Consider the following 18,737-nt stretch of genomic DNA (forward strand, 5'->3'; position numbering starts at 1 on the left):
CGCGGCACGGCCCACGGGCGGCGCGGCGCGGCGCGAGTGCTCATCCGGCGAACGAGGCGAGCAGGGCCGCGCCGACGAGCAGGAGGACCGACTGCACGAGCAGCAGCGCGACGACGAGCTGGATCTTCGGCGCCGCGCGTGCGGCCTGCTCGTCGAGACGGCGTGCGCGGGTCGAGCGGGCCTCGCGCGCCTGCGCCGCGAGCGCCTCGCCGAGCGGCGCGCCGTGGCGAGCGGCACGTTCGAGCGTCCGCACCAGGACGCCGACGCCCGGTGTCGGGCAGCGCTCGGCGAGCGCCACGAGCGCCCTCTCGCGCGGCATCCCGAGGCCGATCTCGACGGCGACCGTCCGCCACTCGCGGGCGAGCAGTCCGGTCGCGCGGTCGGCGACGTCGCCGACCGCGCGCTCCAGCGGCAGGCCGGCGCCGAGTGCGACCCGCAGGAGGTCGAGCAGGTCGGGCAGCTCGGCCTCCATCTCGCGCCCGCGCGCGCGAGCGCGCCGACGCAGCCACAGGTCCGGTGCGACGAAGCCGCCGAGCGGGAGCACGAACGGAACGACCAGCGGCAGCCGGCCCGGCAGCAGGGCACCGAGCGGCAGCGTGAGCGCGAGGCCGAGCACGGCCGCCCCGCCCTTGATCGCCATCACGTCGCCGACCCGCAACCCGAGCGGCCGCCCCGCAGCGGCGAGGCGCGCGGCGAGGTCACGCGGCGCGGCGGGCGCGCCGACGCGGCGACCGAGCCGTGCGAGCAGCCCGACTGCGACCGCGCGCGACGAGCGCCGCCGCCGGCCAGCCGTGAGCGCGGCCAGCTCGACCAGCGCGACCGCGGCGACCGCTCCCGCCAACCCGGCGACCGCCGCCGCGCCGCTCACGCGACCACGCGCGCGAGGCGGCGGATCGCGACGAGCGCGACGGCCTGGAGGAAGAAGGCGAAGCCGGCGAGCCAGGCGGCGAGCGGGACCTGCGCGACCATCGCGAGCGCGCCCGGTCTGGCCAGCTCCGCGAGCGCCGCGGCGCCGATCGGCATGACGCCGACGACCAGTCCCGTGAAGCGCGCCTGCGCGGTCGTCGCGCGCGCGTCGTCGAGCAGCCGCATCGACTCCTCCTGCGCCGCGGCCAGCTCGCGCAGCAGCGTCGCGAGGTCGCCACCGGCCTCGCGCTGGAGCAGGATCGCCGCGACGAGCGTGTCGTAGGGACGGCTGTCCGCCCGGGCGCGCAGCCGCTCCAGCACGGCCGCGGTCGGCTGCCCCATCCGCAGCGCCGCCGCTGCCGCGCCCAGCTCGGCGGCCGCCGCACCCTCGGCGCCCCGCGCAGCCTCGACGAGCGCGCCGGGCACGGCGTGCCCGGCGCCGAGCGCGTCCGCGATAGCGCGGGCGACTGCCGGCGCCGCCCGCTCGAGCTCGACGCGGTAGCGACGGCGGCGCTGGTGCAGTAGCGCTCGCACCGCCCACGGCCCGCCCGCGCCGCAGGCCAGTCCCACGAGCGGGCCGGCCAACAGCCAGCCGGCGGCGAGCAGCGCGACCGCGCCGACGAGCACGAGCCGCCGCCGCTCCGGGGCGCTCGGCTCGCGCCCCTCCCGCCCCGCTCGCACCAGCGGCACGACGAGCCGGGCGAGCATCCGCGTCGGCGCCGCGCCCTCGGCCGCCGCGAGCACCTCCCACAGCGCGACGACGGCCAGCGCCGCGGCAACACCGGCCAGCGGCGCCGCGCTCATGACACGCCACCGCCCGCCGCACCGCCAGCCGCCACGCCGCCCACCGCACCGCCAGCCGCCACGCCATCCGCCGTACCGCCCGCCGCACCGCCAGCCGCCACGCCACCCGCCGCACCGCCAGCCGCCACGCCACCCGCCGCACCGCCAGCCACCACTCCACCGCCGCCCGCCCCACCCCCACTCCACCCGGCTGCCTCCAGCCGCTCCGCCAGCTCGGCGGGGAGCGGGGCGCGCCAGGCGGCGCGCTCGCCGCGGCGGGAGTACAGCTCGCGGGTGCCGACGCCGCCGGCCGTGCGGACGACCTCGCAGACGCTGACGACCCGCCGGCTGCCGTCGCGCTCGCGCCGCTGGTGCACGACGACGTCGATCGCGCCCGCGACCTGCTCTCGGATCGCCGCGTGCGGCAGCGCGACGTCGGCCATCAGGGCGAGCGTCTCGATCCGCCGCAGCGCCTCCTCGGCCGAGCCGGCGTGAACGGTCGAGAGCGAGCCGTCGTGCCCGCTCGCCATCGCGCTCAGCATGTCGAGCGCCTCGCCCCCGCGCACCTCGCCGACGACGATCCGGTCCGGCCGCATCCGCAGCGCGTTGCGCACCAACCGCCGGATCGTCACCTCGCCGCGCCCCTCCAGCGACGCCGGCCGCGCCTCCAACCGCACCACGTGCGGCTGGCGCAGCCGCAGCTCGGCGGCGTCCTCGATCGTCACGATCCGCTCACCGTCGGGGATGAAGCTCGACAGCGCTCCGAGCGTCGTCGTCTTGCCGGAGCCGGTGCCGCCGCTCACCAGCAGCGTGAGCCGTGCGCGCACGCACGCGCGCAGGAGGTCGCGCAACGACGGGTCGATCGTGCCGGCCGCGACGAGGTCCTCGGGGCCGAAGCCGCTGCGGCGGAAGCGGCGGATCGTCAGCACCGGTCCGTCGAGCGCCAGCGGCGGGATCACGACGTTCACGCGCGACCCGTCCGGCAGCCGCGCGTCGCACAGTGGCGCCGCCTCGTCGACGCGCCGGCCGAGCGGCGCGAGGATCCGCTCGATCGCGTGGCGCAGCTCCTCGACCGAGGCGAACACGACGTCGGTCGGCTCGATCCGCCCGCGCCGCTCGACCCACACCGAGACCGCCCCGCCGACGCCGTTGACCATCACCTCGTCGACGCTCGGATCGGCGAGCAGCGGCTCCAGCGGCCCGAGACCGAACGCCCGCTGCGCGACCCGCCGGCGCAGCTCCTCCCGCTCCGGCTCGCTCAGCAGCGCCGCATCGCGCTCGACCAGCGCCGCGATCCGCGCGGGCGCCTCGCCGCCCTCCTGCCCCGCATCGCGCACGAGCCGCTCACGCAGCTCGCCGGCTGCGTCGTCGAGGGCTCGTGCGCGATCGGTCACGAGGTACAGAGGGCTGCAGCGGCCGTACTTCGCCCCCTCCACCACCGCGGCGCGTACCGTTCACAGCGCGATGCTGTTCCGCCAGCACCTCCACCCCGGCCTCGCCGACGGCTCGGTCACGCTCGCGTTCCGGCGCTGGAGACGACCGACGGTGAAGGCGGGCGGGACGCTGCGCTCGCCCATCGGCGTGCTCGCGATCGACGCCGTCGACGTCGTGCCGGCGCACACGATCAGCGACGACGACGCCCGCCGCGCCGGCGCGGCCGACCGCGCCGCCCTGCTGCGCGAGCTGAGAGCCGGCGAGAACGACGAGATCCACCGGATCGCCTTCCACCACGTCGGTGCCGACCCGCGAACCGCCCTGCGCGAGGACGGCGACCTCTCGCCCGAGCAGCTCGACGCGCTGCGCGCGCGGCTCGCGCAGATCGACGCGCGCAGCGGCCGCGGCGCGTGGACGGTCGCGACGCTGGAGCTGATCCGCGCGCATCCCGGCACGCGCGCCGGCGACCTCGCGGCCAGAGTTCAGCGCGAGAAGCTGCGCTTCAAGACCGACGTGCGCAAGCTGAAGGAGCTGGGCCTGACCGAGAGCCTCGGGACCGGCTACCGGCTCTCGCCGCGCGGCGAGGCTCTGATGACGGCGATCGACGCCGGCTGACGCGGCGCCGCCAGCTGCGCGATCGACCTCGCCGCCAGCGCCTGGAGGCACGCGGGACAGAGGCAGCTGTCGTACAGGCCGCGCAGCCGTGCAAGCGTCGCGGGGTCGAGCGCGACCTCGCCGCACCAGCAGTGGCCGGCGTCCGCGCCGCAGCCGAAGCGGGCGCCGCACGCCTCGCAGCTCTGTTCTCGCAGCTCCATCTCCGCCATATCTTGGCGCTCTCCGCGCAGAAACACGCAAGTCTGCGCGCGTGCGGCCGATCACGGTGGGTGATGAGCGTCGAGCTCGCCGATTCCCCCTTCCCTGCCGCGGACGACGTCGCGATCGCACGACAGCCGATCCACGACCGCTGGACGCGCGTCGTCGGCTACGAGCTGCTGTTCCGCGGGACGAGCGACCGCGCTGACTTCGACGAGGAGCGCGCGACCGCCAGCGTGATCGCCGAGACGTTCACCGGGATCGGCGTCGGGGCGGTCGTCGGACGGCGGCCCGCGCACGTGCGCGTCTCGCGCCGGTTCCTGCTCGAACTGCACGCGTTCGCGCTCCCGGCCGACCGCGTCGTGCTGGAGGTCGACGCCTCCGACGCCGACGACGCCGCCGTGCGCGCCGTGCTCGAACGGCTCGCCGAGGAGGAGTACCGCATCTCACTCGTGTGCGACCCGCACGGAGCGGTCCCGCCCCCGCCGATCACGCGCCTGGCCGACAGCATCAAGCTCGACGTCGGCAGCATGTCGCCGGACGAGCTGACCAACTGCGCCGGCCGCTACGGCGACGCGACGAGCACGCTGATAGCCGCCGGCGTCGACACGCCGGAGCTGCTGCGGCGCTGCCGTGCGCTAGGCTTCCACGGCTTCCAGGGGTTCTTCTTCTGCACCCCGGATCTCGTCCACACGCACGTCCCGCCGACGACGCGGCTGAACGAGCTGCGATCGCTCGCCGGGCTCTACTCGCAGACGATCTCGTTCGAGGAGTTCGAGCGGATCATCACGCGCGACGTCGGGCTCAGCTACCGGCTGCTCGTCTACCTCAACTCGGCGTTCTTCAACCTGCCGCGCCACGTCGCCTCTGTGCGCGAGGCGCTGATGATGCTCGGGATGCGCGCCGTGCGCCGCTGGGCAGCGCTGATCGCGCTCTCGGGCGACGAGGACAAGCCGGGCGAGCTGACCGTGACCGCGCTGCTGCGCGGCCGCATGTGCGAGCTGATCGGCCGCCATCGACCGGCGGCGAACGCCGGCGCCGACGCCTTCTTCACGGTCGGCCTCTTCTCCGTCATGGACGCAATCCTCGACGCGCCGCTGGAGCAGGTGCTCGACGCGCTCCCGCTGACCGAGGAGACGCGGGTCGCGCTGCTGGAGCGCAGCGGGCCGATGGGCGAGGCGCTCGCCGCCGTCGTCGCGTACGAGCGCGGAGACCTCGCCGCCGTCGAGCGGATCCTGCCGGGCCTGCCCGTCACCGAGCTGTATCTCGCTGCCGTGCACTGGGCCGACGCCGCCTGCGGCGCGCTCGACGAGGGCGGCAGCGACGCGGAGGACGAGGACGCGGACGCGCCTCAGGTCAGCGGCGAGGACGACGGCGCCGACGCACCGCCCAGCTCGACCGGCGACTGAGCCGAGCGCAGCGACGCGCTCGTCGCCGCCGAGCGCTCCTCCTCCGGCAGCTCCCGCGCGACCACGCGCACGATCGCGTCGACGACCTCCGGGGCGAACTGGCGTCCGGCGTGCTCGCGCAGCTCCTCCAGCGCGGCCCTCGTCGAGCGTGCCTGGCGATAGGAGCGGTCGGTCGTCATCGCGTTGAACGCGTCGCAGGCCGCGACGACGGTCGCCTCGCGCGGGATCGTCCGCTCCGTCAGCCCGTCGGGGTAGCCGCCGCCGTCCCAGCGCTCATGCGAGGCGCGCACGATCCGGCCGATGTCGGCGAGCGGGCCGCCGACGCGGTCGAGCATCCGCTGCCCCTCGATCGTGTGGGACTTCATCAGCTCCCACTCGCGCTCGTCGAGCGGACCCGGTCTGTTGATGATCTCGGTCGGGATCACGATCTTGCCGATGTCATGGAGCAGCGCCGCCAGCTCGACGTTGTGGCGCTCGCGCACGTCGAGCCCCAGCTCGTCGGCGACCTCCAGCGACAGCGCGACGACGCCGCGCGTGTGGTCGCCGCCGGTGTACTCGTCTGCGTCCTCGAGCAGGTCGCCGAGCAGCATCGCGATGCCGCGGTACGCGCCGCCGAGCTCGAGCGCCTGCTCCAGCCGCTCGTTGCGCTCGCGCGCGAAGACGGTCAGCAGCAGTGCGAGCGGCAGCACGAGCAGGAACGCGTAGGGACGGTCGACCGACGCCATCGCCGCCAGCACGCCGAGCGGCGTCAGCAGCGCGTCGACGAGCCAGACCCATTCGAGCGCGCGCAGCTGATCGCGCAGCGGTATGTCGAGCGCGAGCTGCGCCCGCACCGCCGAGACGACGAACTCGATCGCGAACTGCGCCAGCAGCGCCGGGATCAGCCAGACCCAGTCGCCGCCGGTCGGGTCGACCGCGCCTGCCGCCAGCAGGACCAGCGCTGGGCCGATCGCGTGCCACGCGTCGCCGGGCAGCATCAGCATCCGCGCCGGGTGCAGCACGCCGCGCGCGTAGTCGGGCAGGTTGCCGACGACCATGCCGAGCAGGACCAGCAGCGGGACCAGCTCGGTCGGCAGCGTGTAGAGCATCGTCACGAAGACGAGCTGCGTCGGCACCGTGTGCCCGGCGCCGGCGTAGAAGCGCACGTGCGAGAGCGCGCCGTACGCGAGCACGAGCACGATCGCCGGGCCGAGGTCGAAGGAGCGGCCGGAGTCGAGCAGCAGCGCGACCGCCGTCGCGACGACGAGGAACGGCGCCCCGAGCGCCAGCTCGGCGCGGTACTCGTGCGCGGACGGGGCGTCGGCGCGGGTCATCGGGAGGGCGGCCCCGCGGGCGCCGGAGCCGGGGTCGGGGTCGGGGTCGTGATCCAGCGCCGGGACGCGGTCCGATCGGACACACGCGATGGCACGGCGGCGCTCGCCGCAGTGGACGCTTGGACAGTGGGGGGCGCGGCGCACGGGCCGGCGATGGTGGCGAGCTGTCTCCTTGACATGCGCTCTCGCAGTGGATCGGCGCGGGTGGCCGATCCCTTGAGCGGTGAGAGCACATTTCGTTCACGGTGAGCTGTCACGGAGACTCACCGCAGCCGCTCGTCGACCGCGAGCCCGGCACGCCCCCGCGCCCGGTCCTGCGGGGCGCGCGGAAGCAGGCGCAGCTCGCGCGCGAAGCTCTGCGCGGCCGCGAGATAGACCGCCTGGCGGACGGTCACGCGCAGCGAGGCGGCGACCCGCGCGCCCGCTCCGGCGTCGTCCGCACCGATCTCCGCGGCCGGCGGCGCGGCGGCCGCGAGCACCTCGACGTCCTCCAGCGCGAGGACGGTCTCACCCGGCCTGTCACCGTCCGTGTCACGGGTGACGAGCACGTCGACGCGCGAGCCGGCGACGATCGACTCCGGGTCGCCGAGCGCGACGACCTCCGCGACGCGCTCGCCGCGACCGACCGGGACCGCGGCCGCGGCCGGCGTGCGCAGCGACGCGCCGGTGACGTAGGCGCCCACCGGAAGCGCGACCGCGGCCTGGGCGCCGTCCAGCACCGCCGGATCGGTCAGCGCGTCCGGCGGCGCGTAGCGGCGCGGCAGCGAGCGCAGCGCCGGGCGCGCGTCGGCGAGCGGCGCGCCCGCGGCGACCGGCGCGCGCGTGACGAGCACGTGCGTGAGCGGACCCAGCGCCTGTCCCAGCGCGGCCTCGCGCCGCTGCACGCTCGACGCCGCGATCGCGCCGAGCAGCAGCGCCAGCGCGAGCAGCAGCAGCGCACGACGACGGCGCGTCATCGCCCCGCCTCCGAGGAGCGCGGCAGCCCGGGTCGGCGCGGCTGGAAGCGGCGCGGATCGGGGAGCTGGACGCGGCGCCGTGCGGGGAGCTGGACACGGTCGGGTCGCGCCGGGAGCCGCGGGCGGCCTGGGCGCCGCGGCCGGCGCGGGCGGACGCGGCGCCACGTCACGGCGAGCCGGCGGCGGTCGGGACGCGGCGGGCGCGAGCGGAGGCGGCGCGGGTCGCGGCGCGTCACGGCGAGCCGGCGGCGGTCGGGACGCGGCCGGCGCGGGCGGAGGCGGCGCGGGTCGCGGCGCGTCACGGCGAGCCGGCGGCGGTCGGCAGTTCGAGCACGAGGCGGGCGCCGCGCTCGCTCGGGGCGGCGGCGAGCCGGCCGCGGTGGCGGGCGGCGACGTCGGCGGCGATCGCGAGGCCGCGCCCGCGGGCGCCGCGACCGCCGCGGGGCCTCCGGACGAGCGCTGCGACAGGCGCAGGCAGACCGGGTCCGTCGTCGAGCACCTCGATGCGCATGGTGTGGACGCCCGCGCGGGCGCGCAGCACGACCTCGCCGCCGGCGCCGGCGAACGCCGCCTCCTGTCCGACCGCGTCCGCCCCGCCGCTGCGACCGTGCTCGATCGCGTTCGCGAGCAGGTTCCCGCACGCCTGCGCCAGCCGCGTGCGGTCGCCGTGTACGAGCACGCGCCCGGGCGGCTGCTCGACCCGCAGCCGCACGCCGCGGTCGGCGGCGAACGGGCGCCACGCCTCCGCGACGTCGACGAGCAGCACGCCGACGTCGAACGTGCAGGCGCGGTCGTCCGCGCGGCCGCCGTGCTCCGCCGCCGCGAGGTCGTCGAGCGCGAGCCGCGCCCGCCCCAGCTCCAGGTCGATCGCCTCCAGCGGCCCGCGCGCGGACTCCGGCACGCCCGGTCCGCCCGCGTCGCGGGCGGCGAACTGCGCCGCCAGCCGCGCCGCCGTCAGCGGGCCGCGCAGCTCGTGGCAGGCACGCGCGACCAGCTCCATCCGCCGCGCCAGCAGCGCCCTTCCGACCGCGGCGGCGACCAGCGCGGCGAGCCAGCCGCTGCCCGCCGCCACCACCGCCACCGCCGTCACGTGCCCACCAGCCCGTCGCAGAGGCGGTAGCCGACGCCCCAGACGTTGATCACGAACACCTCTCCCTCGCGCGAGAGCTTGCGCCGCAGCCGGCAGGCGTGCGAGTCCAACGTCCGGGTCGACCCGAGGTTCCTATAGCCCCAGACGTTGCGCAGCAGCTCGTCCTTCGTGAAGACTCTCGTCGCCTCGCTCGCGAGCGTCCGCAGCAGCCCGAACTCCTTCTGCGACAGCGGCACCGCTCGCCCGTGCAGGTGCGCGGTGCGGGCCGCGGGGTCGACTTCGAGCGCGCCTATCCGCAGCCGTCCGCGGCGCGTTCTCAGCTCGGCGCGACGCAGCAGCGCGGCGATCCGGGCGCGCAGCTCCGGATAGGAGAACGGCTTCGGCAGGACGTCGTCGGCGCCGCGCTCGAACGTCCGCAGCCGGTGCAGCTCGTTCGCGCGGCCGCTCAGCACGAGCAGCGGCAGCGTCGCGTCGATGCGGGAGGCGACAGGATCGGCGGTGCGGATCGCCTCCAGCAGCTCGAGGCCGTCGCGGCCGGGCAGGCCGAGGTCGACGAGGACGAGGTCGGGGTAGCGCGCGTCGACCGTCTCGAGCGCCTCGTCGACGGTGCCGGCGAGCAGCGGCTCGTAGCCGTCCGCCTTCAGGTTGTCGGCGAGGAACTTCCGCGTCTGGCGGTCGTCCTCGACGACCAGGATGGTGGAGCGTTCGTCGTTCATGGGCCGTCTGAGCCACATGACGGCGGCAGCTCGCCCCCATCTCCGTGCTTTCGTGACGAAGCGAGCCGGTGCTGCGCGTGTGACAGAGTTGCGCGCGACCGCACGCGAACGAAGCGAGGAACGACATGGCGAAGGTCCTCTACACCGCCGAGGCGACCGTCTCGGGCGGCCGCGCCGCCGGGCACGGACGCACCTCCGACGGCGCGCTGGAGGTCGACCTGCGCCTGCCGGCGGAGATGGGCGGCGAGGGCGGCGGGACGAACCCCGAGCAGCTCTTCGCAGTCGGCTGGGCCGCCTGCTTCGAGGGCGCGCTCGGCGTCGTGGCGCGACGTCAGGGAGTCGGCGCCGACGACGCGTCGATCGACTCCAGAGTCCAGCTCCTCCCCACCGGCGACGGCGGCTTCAAGCTCGCCGCCGCGCTCGACGTGACGCTCCCGTCGATCGCCGACGACGCCGTCGCGGCCGAGATCGTCCGCGCGGCGCATCAGGTCTGCCCTTACTCGAACGCGACACGCGGCAACATCGACGTCGCGCTGACGGCGAACGGCAGACCGGTCGACTGAGCGGCCGGCGTCGCGCGGCCAGGCGCGGCCCGGTGCGGCGCGCCGCTGCGCCTCAGATCAGCTCGACGGGGTCGCCGACGGCGACCTCGCCGGGCTGCGCGACCCAGCAGTTGAGCGCGAAACGGCCCGCGTAGCGGGAGTTGATCCGCCGCAGCACGTCCGGCGTTACGGCGAAGGTGTCGGGGTCGATCGTCGTCATGACGCAGCGCTTGCAGACCTTCTCGACGTCGATCACGGCCGTGCCGACCCGCAGCTGCGCGCCCGGCCACGTGCGCTCCGCCAAGCCCTCGACCCCGGCGATCAGGATGTTCGGCCGCAGCCGGCGGCCGTCGACGCCCAGCTCGGCGACCGCGCCGTCGGTGGCGATCAGCAGCGACGTGTCGTCGAAGCGCGCCGGGCCCTCCATCGCGACGAGCGACGCGTCGTCCTCGCCGACGACGTCGCGGACCGCCGCGAGCGCCGCCGGGTCCCGCCACGGCACGCCGCCGATCAGCGCCTCTCCGCCGCCGTCGAGCGTCGCGTCGAGCCCGAGCAGGCGGTGGCGCGTGCGGGCGGTGACGAGCCGGTCGTCGCCATCGCGGACCTGGACGCGGCGGTCGCCGGGGATCCCGTCAGCCGTGATCGCGGCGGTCCGCAGCGGCTGGCCGCGCAGCGACTTGACCGGATAGACCCACAGCTCAGCGACGTGCATCGCAGGCATTGTGACGGAATTCCGCGAGTTCCCACCGGCGCGCCGCGGTGCCAGCCGGCCGCCGCGGAACTCGCAATGCGAAGCACTGCAAGTTCGCATGCAGACCATCCGGATCAGGAGGACTCCTGCATATGATGCCGACGCCGCACGGGTCGCCTTCATTGCCGCCCGCCCCGACCCGGCACTCACGGATGACCCAACGAGGAAACTACAGCTCAGGCGACGACTTCGTCCTCGAGTACGGCGAGTTGCGCTTCACGTTCAACGAGCGGGACTTCGGCGAACGCTGCGAGCAAGCCGCACGGAAGCTCGGCTTCGTCTCCGGCCGACTGGAGAACCAGGAGGCGGAGGATCTCGTCAACCTGGTCGTCAACGGCGAGGTGACCGACCCCGCCTCGGCGCTCGGCGAGCACGTCAACGACTGCTGGCCCGAGCTCGTCGGCCCGTCCGAGCGCTCGCTCGTGCACTGGCTGCGGCGCCTGATCTTCCGCGGCGCCTGGCTCGACCAGCGCGTCAAGGAGGGCGAGCTGGACGTCGCCTTCGACGAGGACACGCACACCTTCTCCTACGTGCAGCCCGATCGCGGCAACGAGCCGATCGAGCTGGCCCCCGAGCCGTCGTGGGGCCGCGTGGCGTACCTGCCGCGCTAACCGAACACCGTTCGGTTACCGCCGGTCCGCCCGGCAGACTCCGGTGTCCTCCCCACGAAAGGACGCCGTTCGATGTTCCCCCGCTTCCGCGCTCGCCGCAGCCCGGCCGCAACAGCCGGCGTGGTCGCTCTCCTGATCACGCCGCTCGCCGCCGCCCCCGCCTCCGCCGCGGTCACGTTCGCGCCGACGCCCGCCCGCGCGACGGCGCCGGACGAGCTGTGGACGATCGCGACCGCCGACGCCGACGGCGACGGCCGGCCGGAGGTGCTCGTCCCGACGCACCGCGTGTCGGCGTCCAGCCCCAGCTTCAGCGTGCTCAGCGCGAGAAGCGACGGGTCGCTGCGCGCGGCGATCAGCCAGCCGATCGTCAGCGGCGGCAGCGCAGTCGCGACCGGCGACTTCGACGGCGACGGCAACGTCGATGCGATCTCCGGCGGGACCTTCGGCTTCTCGCTCGACGTCATGCTGGGCAGAGGCGACACGACCTTCGCGTTCTCCTCCTACAACAGCGGCCTCCAGACCGAGGCGCTCGCGGCGGCCGACTTCGACACGGACGGGAAGCTCGACTTCGCGGTCGGGAGCGGCGGCAACGAGATCGCGACCTTCAGAGGCGACGGCGCGGGCGGGTTCAGCGCAGGCTCGGTGACCGAGGTCGACCCCGGCGCCAGCGTCATCGGGCTCGCGGCAGCCGATTTCGACCGCGACGGCGATCCGGACCTCGCGGTCGCCGACTGGTGCGGCTGCAGCTTCTCGGTCCTCCGCAACGCCGGGGACGGCACGTTCACGACCGCGGCGGTGTTCCCGGGGTACGAGGCGTTCACGGTCAAGGCCGGCGACGTCAACGGCGACGGGCGTCCGGACGTGGTCGCGACGACCCGCTTCGACAACCAGCTGCTGACCGTGCTGTCGAGAGCCGACGGCGGCTTCGAGCTGCTGCCGCCGACGGAGGGCGGCGGCGAGCCGTACGGGCTCGACCTCGGCGACGTCAACGGCGACGGGCGGCTCGACGCCGTCACCGTCGACTACAACCCGGAGACGCTGACCGTCAACCTCGGCAACGGCGACGGCTCGTTCGGAGCCGCCGCGAGCGTCGCGCTCGCGGGCACGCCGCACGGGCTCGTGCTCGACCACTTCGACGGCGACGGCAGACTCGACGTCGTCGTCGCCTACCAGGAGGCCAGCGTCCAGACGCTGCTCAACACGAGCCAGCCGGCGGCGAGCCTGGCGCCGGGCGCGCTCGACCTCGGCAGTCAGCCACTCGGCACGATCAGCGAGCCGCGGACTGTCACGATCGCCAACGACGGCGGCGCGCCGCTGCAGGTCGGTCGCCTCGCGCTCGGCGGCGCACAGCCCGGCGACTTCCTCGCGACGACCGGCGACTGCCAGGTGCCCGTGCCGGCCGGCGGGAGCTGCCAGCTCGACGTGCGCCTCGTGCCGACCGCGCTCGGCGCGCGCGCAGCGACGCTGACGGTCGCGACGAACGCGCCGGGCGGCCCGCTGACGGTCGCGCTGAGCGGGAACGCGACGGAGCCGGCCACGGGTCCGGCGGGCCCGGCCGGTCCGCACGGGGCCGCTGGGCCGAGTGGCGTTCAGGGGATCGCGGGCGCGAACGGGCGCGACGGCAGGAACGGACGTGATCGGGCGACGGCGCCTCTCGCGCTCGTGCTCGGCGGCAGACGGCTGAGCGGGATCGCCGGCCGCCCGCTGCGGATCGCGTTCGGCGCCACGAAGCGCGGCAGAGCGCTGCTGACCGTCCGTGCGGGCAAGCGCGCGGTCGCGACCGCGCGCCGGACGCTGCGCCGCGCCGGCACGAGCGCGCTGAGCCTGCGCGGCCTGCCGCGCGGGACCTACCGGCTGACGCTCGTGTTCCACTCAGCTGACGGACAGCGACGCACCGCCGTCGCCCGCCTCGTCGTGCGCTGAGCCGGCCGAGGAGTGTCGGATCGACCACCGTGACGGTGGTCGATCCTCCATTCCTCGATGCGGGGCTGCGGCTAGCGCGCCTCGGCGCGCGCGGCGGCGATCGCCTCCGCGGCGGCCTCGCCGACGAGCAGCTCCGGGCGGAGCGTGCCGCTGGCGAGCAGGTCGAGCGCCGGGAAACGGCCGGTGCCGGCCAGCTCGGCGTCGAGCGCGACGACCGTCGTCTCGCCGCCGAGCGGCTCGCTCGCGGTCGCGATGACGGTCAGCGAGCCGCCGTCGGCGATGTTGCGCGCGGCGGCGAGCGCCTTGCGCGCGGCCGCGCTGTGGACGCCGTCGAGCGTGTCGATCAGCACGACGGCGTTGCCGCCGCGAGCCGCGACGCGCTTGCCGTTGTCGATCGCGCGCTCGACCGCCTGCGACTGCGCGTCAGCGGAGGCGGCGAAGCTGAGCGACGCGGCCACCTCGACCGGGCCGCCCGTCCACTCCGTGATCTCCTCCGGGCGCGCGCCCACGAGCACGACCGACGTCTCGACGCCGTCGAGCTTGACGAGGTGGTCGGCGAGACGGCGGAGCGCCTCGGTCTTGCCGGCGCGCGCGGTGCCGACGATCGACACGCGCGAGCCGCGGCCGATCGGCGTCAGCCACTCGATCGCCTTGACCGTGACGTCCTCGGCATCGAGCGCGAAGCGCTCGGTCGCGAACGCGGCCGGCAGCTCGTCGAACTTCGTGCCCTCCGAGCCCGCCTCGTCGGCCGACTTGCCGTTGATCGTGTCGACACGGACGAGCGACGGATAGCGCTCCGAGCGACGCGGGGCGCGCACCGGTCCGCTGACCTTGTCGCCCGCGACGAGCTCGCAGCGGCGCACCTGCGCGGCGGAGACGTACACGTCGCCGTCGGCGGCCTCGCCGCCGGGCGCGAGACGCACGAAGCCCGAGCCGTTGCCGAGCAGCTCGACGACGCCCTCGACGACGTCGCCTTCCTTCGGGCCCTTCGACTTCCCGCGGGGCTCACGGCCCTCGCGCTCGCCGCGCGGCTCACGGCCATCACGGCCGCCCTCGCGGTCACCGCGCGACTCGCGGCCTTCGCGGCCCTCGCGCTCGCCGCGCGGCTCGCGGCCGCCGGCGCGCGGCTCCTTGCGCTCCTCGGCGTCGTCGCCGCGGCGCTCGTCGCGATCGCGGTCGCGGCTGCGACCGCGGCCACCGCGGCGGCGCTTGGGGCGATCGCCCTCGGCGGAGTCGGGATCGGAATCGGCGTCCGCGGCGGCGCCGTTGCCGTTGCCGTTGCCGCCCTGCTTGGCGACGATCGCGTCGATCAGGTCCGGCTTGCGCAGACGGCGGAAGCCGTCGATGCCGAGCTCCGTCGCGATCGCATGCAGATCGGCGAGCGGGCTCTCCGCGAGCGCGGAGCTTTCGAGCACTGACAAGAGTTGGTCCTCCTGGGTGATGGATGGATCGGTTGGCTCCGGCCGCGTTGGGACAGCGGCCGGCGATGCAGCACTCCGAACACTAGCGCGCAGCTCAGCGGACGGCCGCGCCGTCGACCAGCCTCGTCATCCACTCGCCCAGCTCCGGGCGTGATCTCCAGTCGGCCGTGAAGCGCTCGGTGCCCGCGGTCGTGAGCGGGTGGTCGAGCATCTGCCGCAGCACCTTCGCGGGGATCGTCGCGACCTCGCAGCCGAGCCGCGCCGCCAGCACCGCGTGCTGCGGGCTGCGGATCGACGCCGCCAGCACCGCCGCGACCGATTGGCCGGTGTGCAGCGCCTCGACGATCCCTTGCAGCGTCTCGCCCGAGTCGATCGAGACGTCGTCGAGCCGTCCCATGAAGCAGGAGACGAATGTCGCGCCGGCCTCTGCCGCCAGCAGCGCCTGGCTGGCGGTGAAGACGAGCGTCATGTTGACCGGGATCTCGTCCTCGCTGAGCACGTGGGCGGCCTCCAGCCCGGCCGGCGAGAACGGCGTCTTGACGACGATGTGCTCGTGCAGCCCGTAGAGCGCGCGGCCCTGCTCGATCATCCCGGCGGCGTCGGCGGCGACGACCTCGGCGGAGACCGGACCGTCGACGAGATCGCAGATGCGGCGCAGCGTCTCGCCCGGGTCGCCGCCCTCCTTCGCCAGCAGGGACGGGTTCGTCGTCGCCCCGGCGAGCACGCCCCAGGCAGCGATCTCCTCAACCTCCGCGACCGAGCCGGTGTCGATGAAGAGCTTCATGGTGCGTCCTCCTGCGAGTCGTTGGAACGGGTCCTGCGACTCAGGTTACGCCTGCCGCTCGCGGCGCAGCCCTTCGGCGAGGCGCGCGTCGGCGTCGAGCTGCCGGCGCCCCTCCAGCACGTCGCGCACGGCGAGGAACTCGGCCGCCTCGCGCACGTCGTGGATGCGGAAGACGTGGCCGCCCGCGTCGGCGCCCCAGGCGAGCGCGGCGAGCGTGCCGGCAAGTCGCTCGCGCGGCGGCCGGTCGGTGATCGCGCCGACGAAGTCCTTGCGCGAGACCGCCAGCAGCACCGGCCGTCCGAGCGCGAGCACGTCGTCCAGCCGTCGCAGCACCTCGACGGTCTGCGCCGGCGTCTTGCCGAAGTCCGGCCCGGGGTCGAGGATCAGCTGCTCGTCGGCGACGCCGTGGGCGCGCGCGAGCGCGATCCGCTCGCGCAGGAACGCGACGACGTCATCCGCCATACGACCGTCCATGCTCGGGTCGAGCAGCTTCTGCTTCGGGGCCGCGCGCGTGTGCATCAGCACCAGCGCCGCGCCGGTCGCGGCGCAGACGTCGGCGAGCGCAGGGTCGCGCAGGCCGCTGACGTCGTTGACGATGCGGGCGCCGGCGGCGATCGCCGCCGCGGCGACGGCCGGCTTGTAGGTGTCGACCGAGACGACCGCGCCGAGCTCGCCGGCGACGCGCTCGACCAGCGGGACGACACGCTCGATCTCCTCCGCGGGCTCGACCGCGGGCCTGTTCGTGACGCCGGACTCACCGCCGATGTCGATGATGTCGGCGCCCGCCGCGAGCAGCTCGGCGGCCAGCTCGACGCGCGCGTCGAGCGTCGGATAGCGGCCGTCGTCGGAGAACGAGTCGGGGGTCGCGTTGACGATCCCCATCAGCCACGGCCGCTCGCCGAGCCGCAGCGTGCGGTCGCCGGCGCGGACGTCGAGCGCGCGGGCGCCGCTCATGCCGCGCTCGCGTCGCCTCTGCTTCTGCCTCTGCCGCCTCTGCCTCTGGACGGCGCGGCGATCTTCAGCAGCTGTCTGGCGACGGTGCGGTTGCCCGCCTTGTCGGTGACGGTCACCGTGACGGTGTAACGGCCCGCTCTCGCGTAGGCGTGCTGGCCGACGGTGCGGATTCTCTCGCGTCTCGTTCTGTCGCCCCAGTCGACGACGGCGTCGGCGACGCCGGAGGTCTCGGCGGGCTTGGCGCCCTTCGCCGGCTTCGGCGCGAGGTCCTGCGCTCTGAGCGCGAGCCGGAGCGTCGTCTCCGGACGGCGCGCGCCGGAGACCCGCAGCGTCGCGGTCGGCGCGACGGTGTCGACGCGGACGGTGCCGGCCTTCGCCGCGAACGTCTGCCCGCGCCGGTCGGCGACGGTCACCTGCCAGCTGTGCACGCCCTGCGGCAGCGGCGTGCGCACGCGCAGCGAGGTGCGCGGCGTCGTCGCGACCTCGGCGCCGTCGACCGTCACCTTGTAGGCGGCGCCCCACGCCTCCCGCGATCTCGTCCACTCGAGCACCGGACGGTCGGTCCGCTCGAAGCTCGCCGGGCGCGCCTTCGGCGCGAACGGTCCGGGCGGCTGGTCTATCGTCGAGACGGCGATCGACGCGCCCTGGAGCCACGCGACGACGATGTCGCCGTTGTCGTCGGCGGCCGCGTCGAGGCCGCGCGCGGCATCCGTCGCGCCGAGCGCGGGCACCGACAGCACCTGCTCCGGCTCGAAGTCTCTGCCGTTGAAGAAGCGGCCGCGCACGTCCGTCGCGCCGTCGGCGCCGGTGAACTGCCAGGCGACGAGCATCTTCAGCGGGGTCGCGGTGACGGGGACCGCGAACGTCGGTCTCGCGCTCTGTGCGATCGAGTCGACCTGGACGGGCGCGGTCGGCGTCAGGTCCGCACGCAGCGGCAGCGCGAACGAGATGTTGGTCGTGTCGTTGGCGGCCAGCACGATGCCCTGCCCGATTCCCCCGTTGGAGATGCGCGGCGTGACCGATCCCTGGCCCGTCCCGAAGTTGCCGCCGTCGACCGAGACCGCGTTCTCGAGTCTCGATCCGCGCAGGCGCCGGAAGACGACGCGCGAGCGCACCGCGCCGTTGACGCTGTAGACGGCGCGGAAGGCGATGCCGGTGAAGCTGTCGTCGTCCTGGATGCCGACCTCGGGCAGGTCGGCCGCGCCCGGCTCGACGCCTTCGATCCCGCCGCCCGCGAGCGCGTCGGCGACGACGACGCTCGGTCGGGTGCCGACGGCGCGGCGCACGCGGACGCGCCCCGCCTCGCCCCAGGCGACGACCGCGACGCCGTCGGCGGAGGCGCCGACGCGGGGGCGACCGTTGCCGGCGCCGGCGTCGGCGTTGCCGTCGGCGTCGAAGGCGGTCGGGATCAGCGTCCACGGTCCGGCGTCTCTGGAATAGGCGACGCGGACGTCGTGGCCGCCGCCGCCCGGCGCGGTGAACGCGAGGTAGCCCTTGCGGTTGACGCTGAGGTCGACATGCGGGTCCGACGCGCCGCCTGCGTTCCAGACCACCTGCGAGGACCAGCCCGTCGCCGAGGACGCGCGCGTGGCCGCGACGATGCTTCCGCCGTTGGCGAACACGACCGAGACGCGCCCGCCGTCGGCGGCCGAGACGTAGGGCTGCGAGGACGGGCTGCCGAGGCCGCCGTCGACGCGCTCCGGCCCGCTCCACACGCCGTTGACGAGCCGGCTGACGAAGATGTGGTCGGCACCGCCGTCCTCGACGGTGTAGACGATCGCGCCGGTGCCGTCGGGCGCGATGTCGACGTTGCCGAGGCTCTTCAACGTCGCCAGCGGGCCGACGACGACCTCCCCGCCGTACTGGCCCGCTCGTGCGGACCCGGTGCCGAGCAGCGCAGCGGCGAGCAGTGCGGCCGCCAGGACGGCGGCGAGCGGACGAGCGGGAAGCTGGCGGTGGCGTGCGATTCGCGGCATGGAGAGGTCACCCGTTGACGGCATCGTGCGTTTCAACCGGTGAGGACCGCAGAAGTTACGCGGTCGGGCGGCGGCGTGTCTCGCACGTGCGCGAGAAGGCGGTGTTGCGAGGCCGGCTCCCATCGGCCCCGCTCCACCTTCCCCCTCTACTCCCGACATGCACGCGGCGCATCAGCTTCGTCGGCCCGCACCGCCGTTCCCCGAGGTGCGAACCATTGCTGCCCCGATGCACGGACGACGCTCGCACAGGCGCCGAGCGGCCGGAAGCTCATTGGTAAGAACGCTGACGTTCGAAATAGACGTGGGCGCCGAAACGCACGTGGCAAAGCGATTTAGCGCATGCGAAAGCGACCCG

At 75.1% G+C, this 18,737-nt stretch carries 18 protein-coding genes; 5 read left to right on the forward strand and 13 right to left on the reverse strand.

What is annotated here, in order from left to right:
• Window positions 1–40 precede the first annotated feature (40 nt).
• The 3 genes from CWOE_RS18930 to CWOE_RS18940 are packed head-to-tail and all read right to left on the reverse strand — an operon-like array spanning window position 41 to window position 3,125.
• The gene (locus CWOE_RS18930; RefSeq protein WP_012935248.1) at window positions 41–868 is read right to left on the reverse strand and encodes a type II secretion system F family protein; all 828 of its coding nucleotides are present in this window, start codon (window positions 866–868) and stop codon (window positions 41–43) included.
• The gene (locus CWOE_RS18935; RefSeq protein ID WP_012935249.1) at window positions 865–1,710 is read right to left on the reverse strand and encodes a type II secretion system F family protein; all 846 of its coding nucleotides are present in this window, start codon (window positions 1,708–1,710) and stop codon (window positions 865–867) included. The genes CWOE_RS18930 and CWOE_RS18935 overlap by 4 nt, the downstream gene beginning before the upstream one ends.
• Window positions 1,707–3,125, reverse strand: coding sequence for a CpaF family protein (locus CWOE_RS18940; RefSeq protein ID WP_236262124.1), 1,419 nt, complete (start codon window positions 3,123–3,125; stop codon window positions 1,707–1,709). Before CWOE_RS18940 ends, CWOE_RS18935 begins: the two co-directional genes overlap by 4 nt.
• Before the next feature lie 28 nt (window positions 3,126–3,153).
• Here CWOE_RS18940 and CWOE_RS18945 point away from each other — a divergent pair, with 28 nt between their 5' ends.
• The gene (locus CWOE_RS18945) at window positions 3,154–3,738 is read left to right on the forward strand and encodes a hypothetical protein (protein WP_012935251.1); all 585 of its coding nucleotides are present in this window, start codon (window positions 3,154–3,156) and stop codon (window positions 3,736–3,738) included.
• On the opposite strand, the gene CWOE_RS18950 is transcribed toward CWOE_RS18945, so the two are convergent.
• Window positions 3,684–3,938, reverse strand: coding sequence for a cysteine-rich CWC family protein (locus tag CWOE_RS18950; RefSeq protein ID WP_201447024.1), 255 nt, complete (start codon window positions 3,936–3,938; stop codon window positions 3,684–3,686). The two genes, CWOE_RS18945 and CWOE_RS18950, sit on opposite strands and share 55 nt — an antisense overlap.
• A 72-nt stretch (window positions 3,939–4,010) precedes the next feature.
• On the opposite strand from CWOE_RS18950, the gene CWOE_RS18955 reads away from it, so the two are divergent.
• Window positions 4,011–5,345: an EAL and HDOD domain-containing protein gene (locus CWOE_RS18955; protein WP_012935253.1), complete on the forward strand. Its 1,335-nt coding sequence runs from the start codon at window positions 4,011–4,013 to the stop codon at window positions 5,343–5,345.
• Here CWOE_RS18955 and CWOE_RS31060 read toward each other — a convergent pair.
• From CWOE_RS31060 to CWOE_RS18980, 4 genes are all read right to left on the reverse strand, one after another.
• Window positions 5,288–6,658, reverse strand: coding sequence for an HD-GYP domain-containing protein (locus CWOE_RS31060; protein WP_012935254.1), 1,371 nt, complete (start codon window positions 6,656–6,658; stop codon window positions 5,288–5,290). The two genes, CWOE_RS18955 and CWOE_RS31060, sit on opposite strands and share 58 nt — an antisense overlap.
• 263 nt (window positions 6,659–6,921) lie before the next feature.
• Complete coding sequence (locus tag CWOE_RS18965; protein WP_012935255.1) at window positions 6,922–7,614, reverse strand: RcpC/CpaB family pilus assembly protein; 693 nt, start codon at window positions 7,612–7,614, stop codon at window positions 6,922–6,924.
• Window positions 7,615–7,912: 298 nt separating this feature from the next.
• Window positions 7,913–8,704, reverse strand: coding sequence for a sensor histidine kinase (locus CWOE_RS31065; RefSeq protein ID WP_012935256.1), 792 nt, complete (start codon window positions 8,702–8,704; stop codon window positions 7,913–7,915).
• Complete coding sequence (locus CWOE_RS18980; RefSeq protein WP_041733019.1) at window positions 8,701–9,420, reverse strand: response regulator transcription factor; 720 nt, start codon at window positions 9,418–9,420, stop codon at window positions 8,701–8,703. The genes CWOE_RS31065 and CWOE_RS18980 overlap by 4 nt, the downstream gene beginning before the upstream one ends.
• 125 nt (window positions 9,421–9,545) lie before the next feature.
• Here CWOE_RS18980 and CWOE_RS18985 point away from each other — a divergent pair, with 125 nt between their 5' ends.
• The gene (locus CWOE_RS18985) at window positions 9,546–9,983 is read left to right on the forward strand and encodes an organic hydroperoxide resistance protein (RefSeq protein WP_012935258.1); all 438 of its coding nucleotides are present in this window, start codon (window positions 9,546–9,548) and stop codon (window positions 9,981–9,983) included.
• 52 nt (window positions 9,984–10,035) lie between these two features.
• Here CWOE_RS18985 and CWOE_RS18990 read toward each other — a convergent pair whose 3' ends face one another.
• A complete protein-coding gene (locus CWOE_RS18990; protein WP_201447026.1) occupies window positions 10,036–10,674 on the reverse strand; it encodes an MOSC domain-containing protein in 639 nt (212 codons plus the stop codon).
• 191 nt (window positions 10,675–10,865) lie between these two features.
• Here CWOE_RS18990 and CWOE_RS18995 point away from each other — a divergent pair, with 191 nt between their 5' ends.
• Window positions 10,866–11,324, forward strand: a complete 459-nt coding sequence (locus CWOE_RS18995; RefSeq protein ID WP_041730685.1) for a hypothetical protein — start codon at window positions 10,866–10,868, stop codon at window positions 11,322–11,324.
• A gap of 72 nt (window positions 11,325–11,396) precedes the next feature.
• Complete coding sequence (locus CWOE_RS19000; protein WP_012935261.1) at window positions 11,397–13,247, forward strand: FG-GAP-like repeat-containing protein; 1,851 nt, start codon at window positions 11,397–11,399, stop codon at window positions 13,245–13,247.
• Window positions 13,248–13,318: 71 nt separating this feature from the next.
• On the opposite strand, the gene CWOE_RS19005 is transcribed toward CWOE_RS19000, so the two are convergent.
• The 4 genes from CWOE_RS19005 to CWOE_RS19020 all read right to left on the reverse strand — a co-directional run bounded on the left by CWOE_RS19005 (window position 13,319) and on the right by CWOE_RS19020 (window position 18,382).
• Window positions 13,319–14,662 carry a Rho termination factor N-terminal domain-containing protein gene (locus tag CWOE_RS19005; protein ID WP_236262298.1) on the reverse strand — a complete coding sequence of 448 codons (1,344 nt, stop codon included), beginning with the start codon at window positions 14,660–14,662 and terminating at the stop codon, window positions 13,319–13,321.
• A 100-nt stretch (window positions 14,663–14,762) separates the two neighbouring features.
• Entirely contained in the window at window positions 14,763–15,452 is a 690-nt protein-coding gene (locus tag CWOE_RS19010; RefSeq protein WP_012935263.1) for a transaldolase family protein, read from the reverse strand.
• A gap of 45 nt (window positions 15,453–15,497) precedes the next feature.
• A complete protein-coding gene (gene folP, locus CWOE_RS19015; RefSeq protein ID WP_012935264.1) occupies window positions 15,498–16,406 on the reverse strand; it encodes a dihydropteroate synthase in 909 nt (302 codons plus the stop codon).
• A complete protein-coding gene (locus tag CWOE_RS19020; RefSeq protein ID WP_012935265.1) occupies window positions 16,403–18,382 on the reverse strand; it encodes a PKD domain-containing protein in 1,980 nt (659 codons plus the stop codon). The genes folP and CWOE_RS19020 overlap by 4 nt, the downstream gene beginning before the upstream one ends.
• Window positions 18,383–18,737: the final 355 nt, after the last annotated feature.

It is taken from the genome of Conexibacter woesei DSM 14684, assembly GCF_000025265.1.
Classification (GTDB): domain Bacteria; phylum Actinomycetota; class Thermoleophilia; order Solirubrobacterales; family Solirubrobacteraceae; genus Conexibacter; species Conexibacter woesei.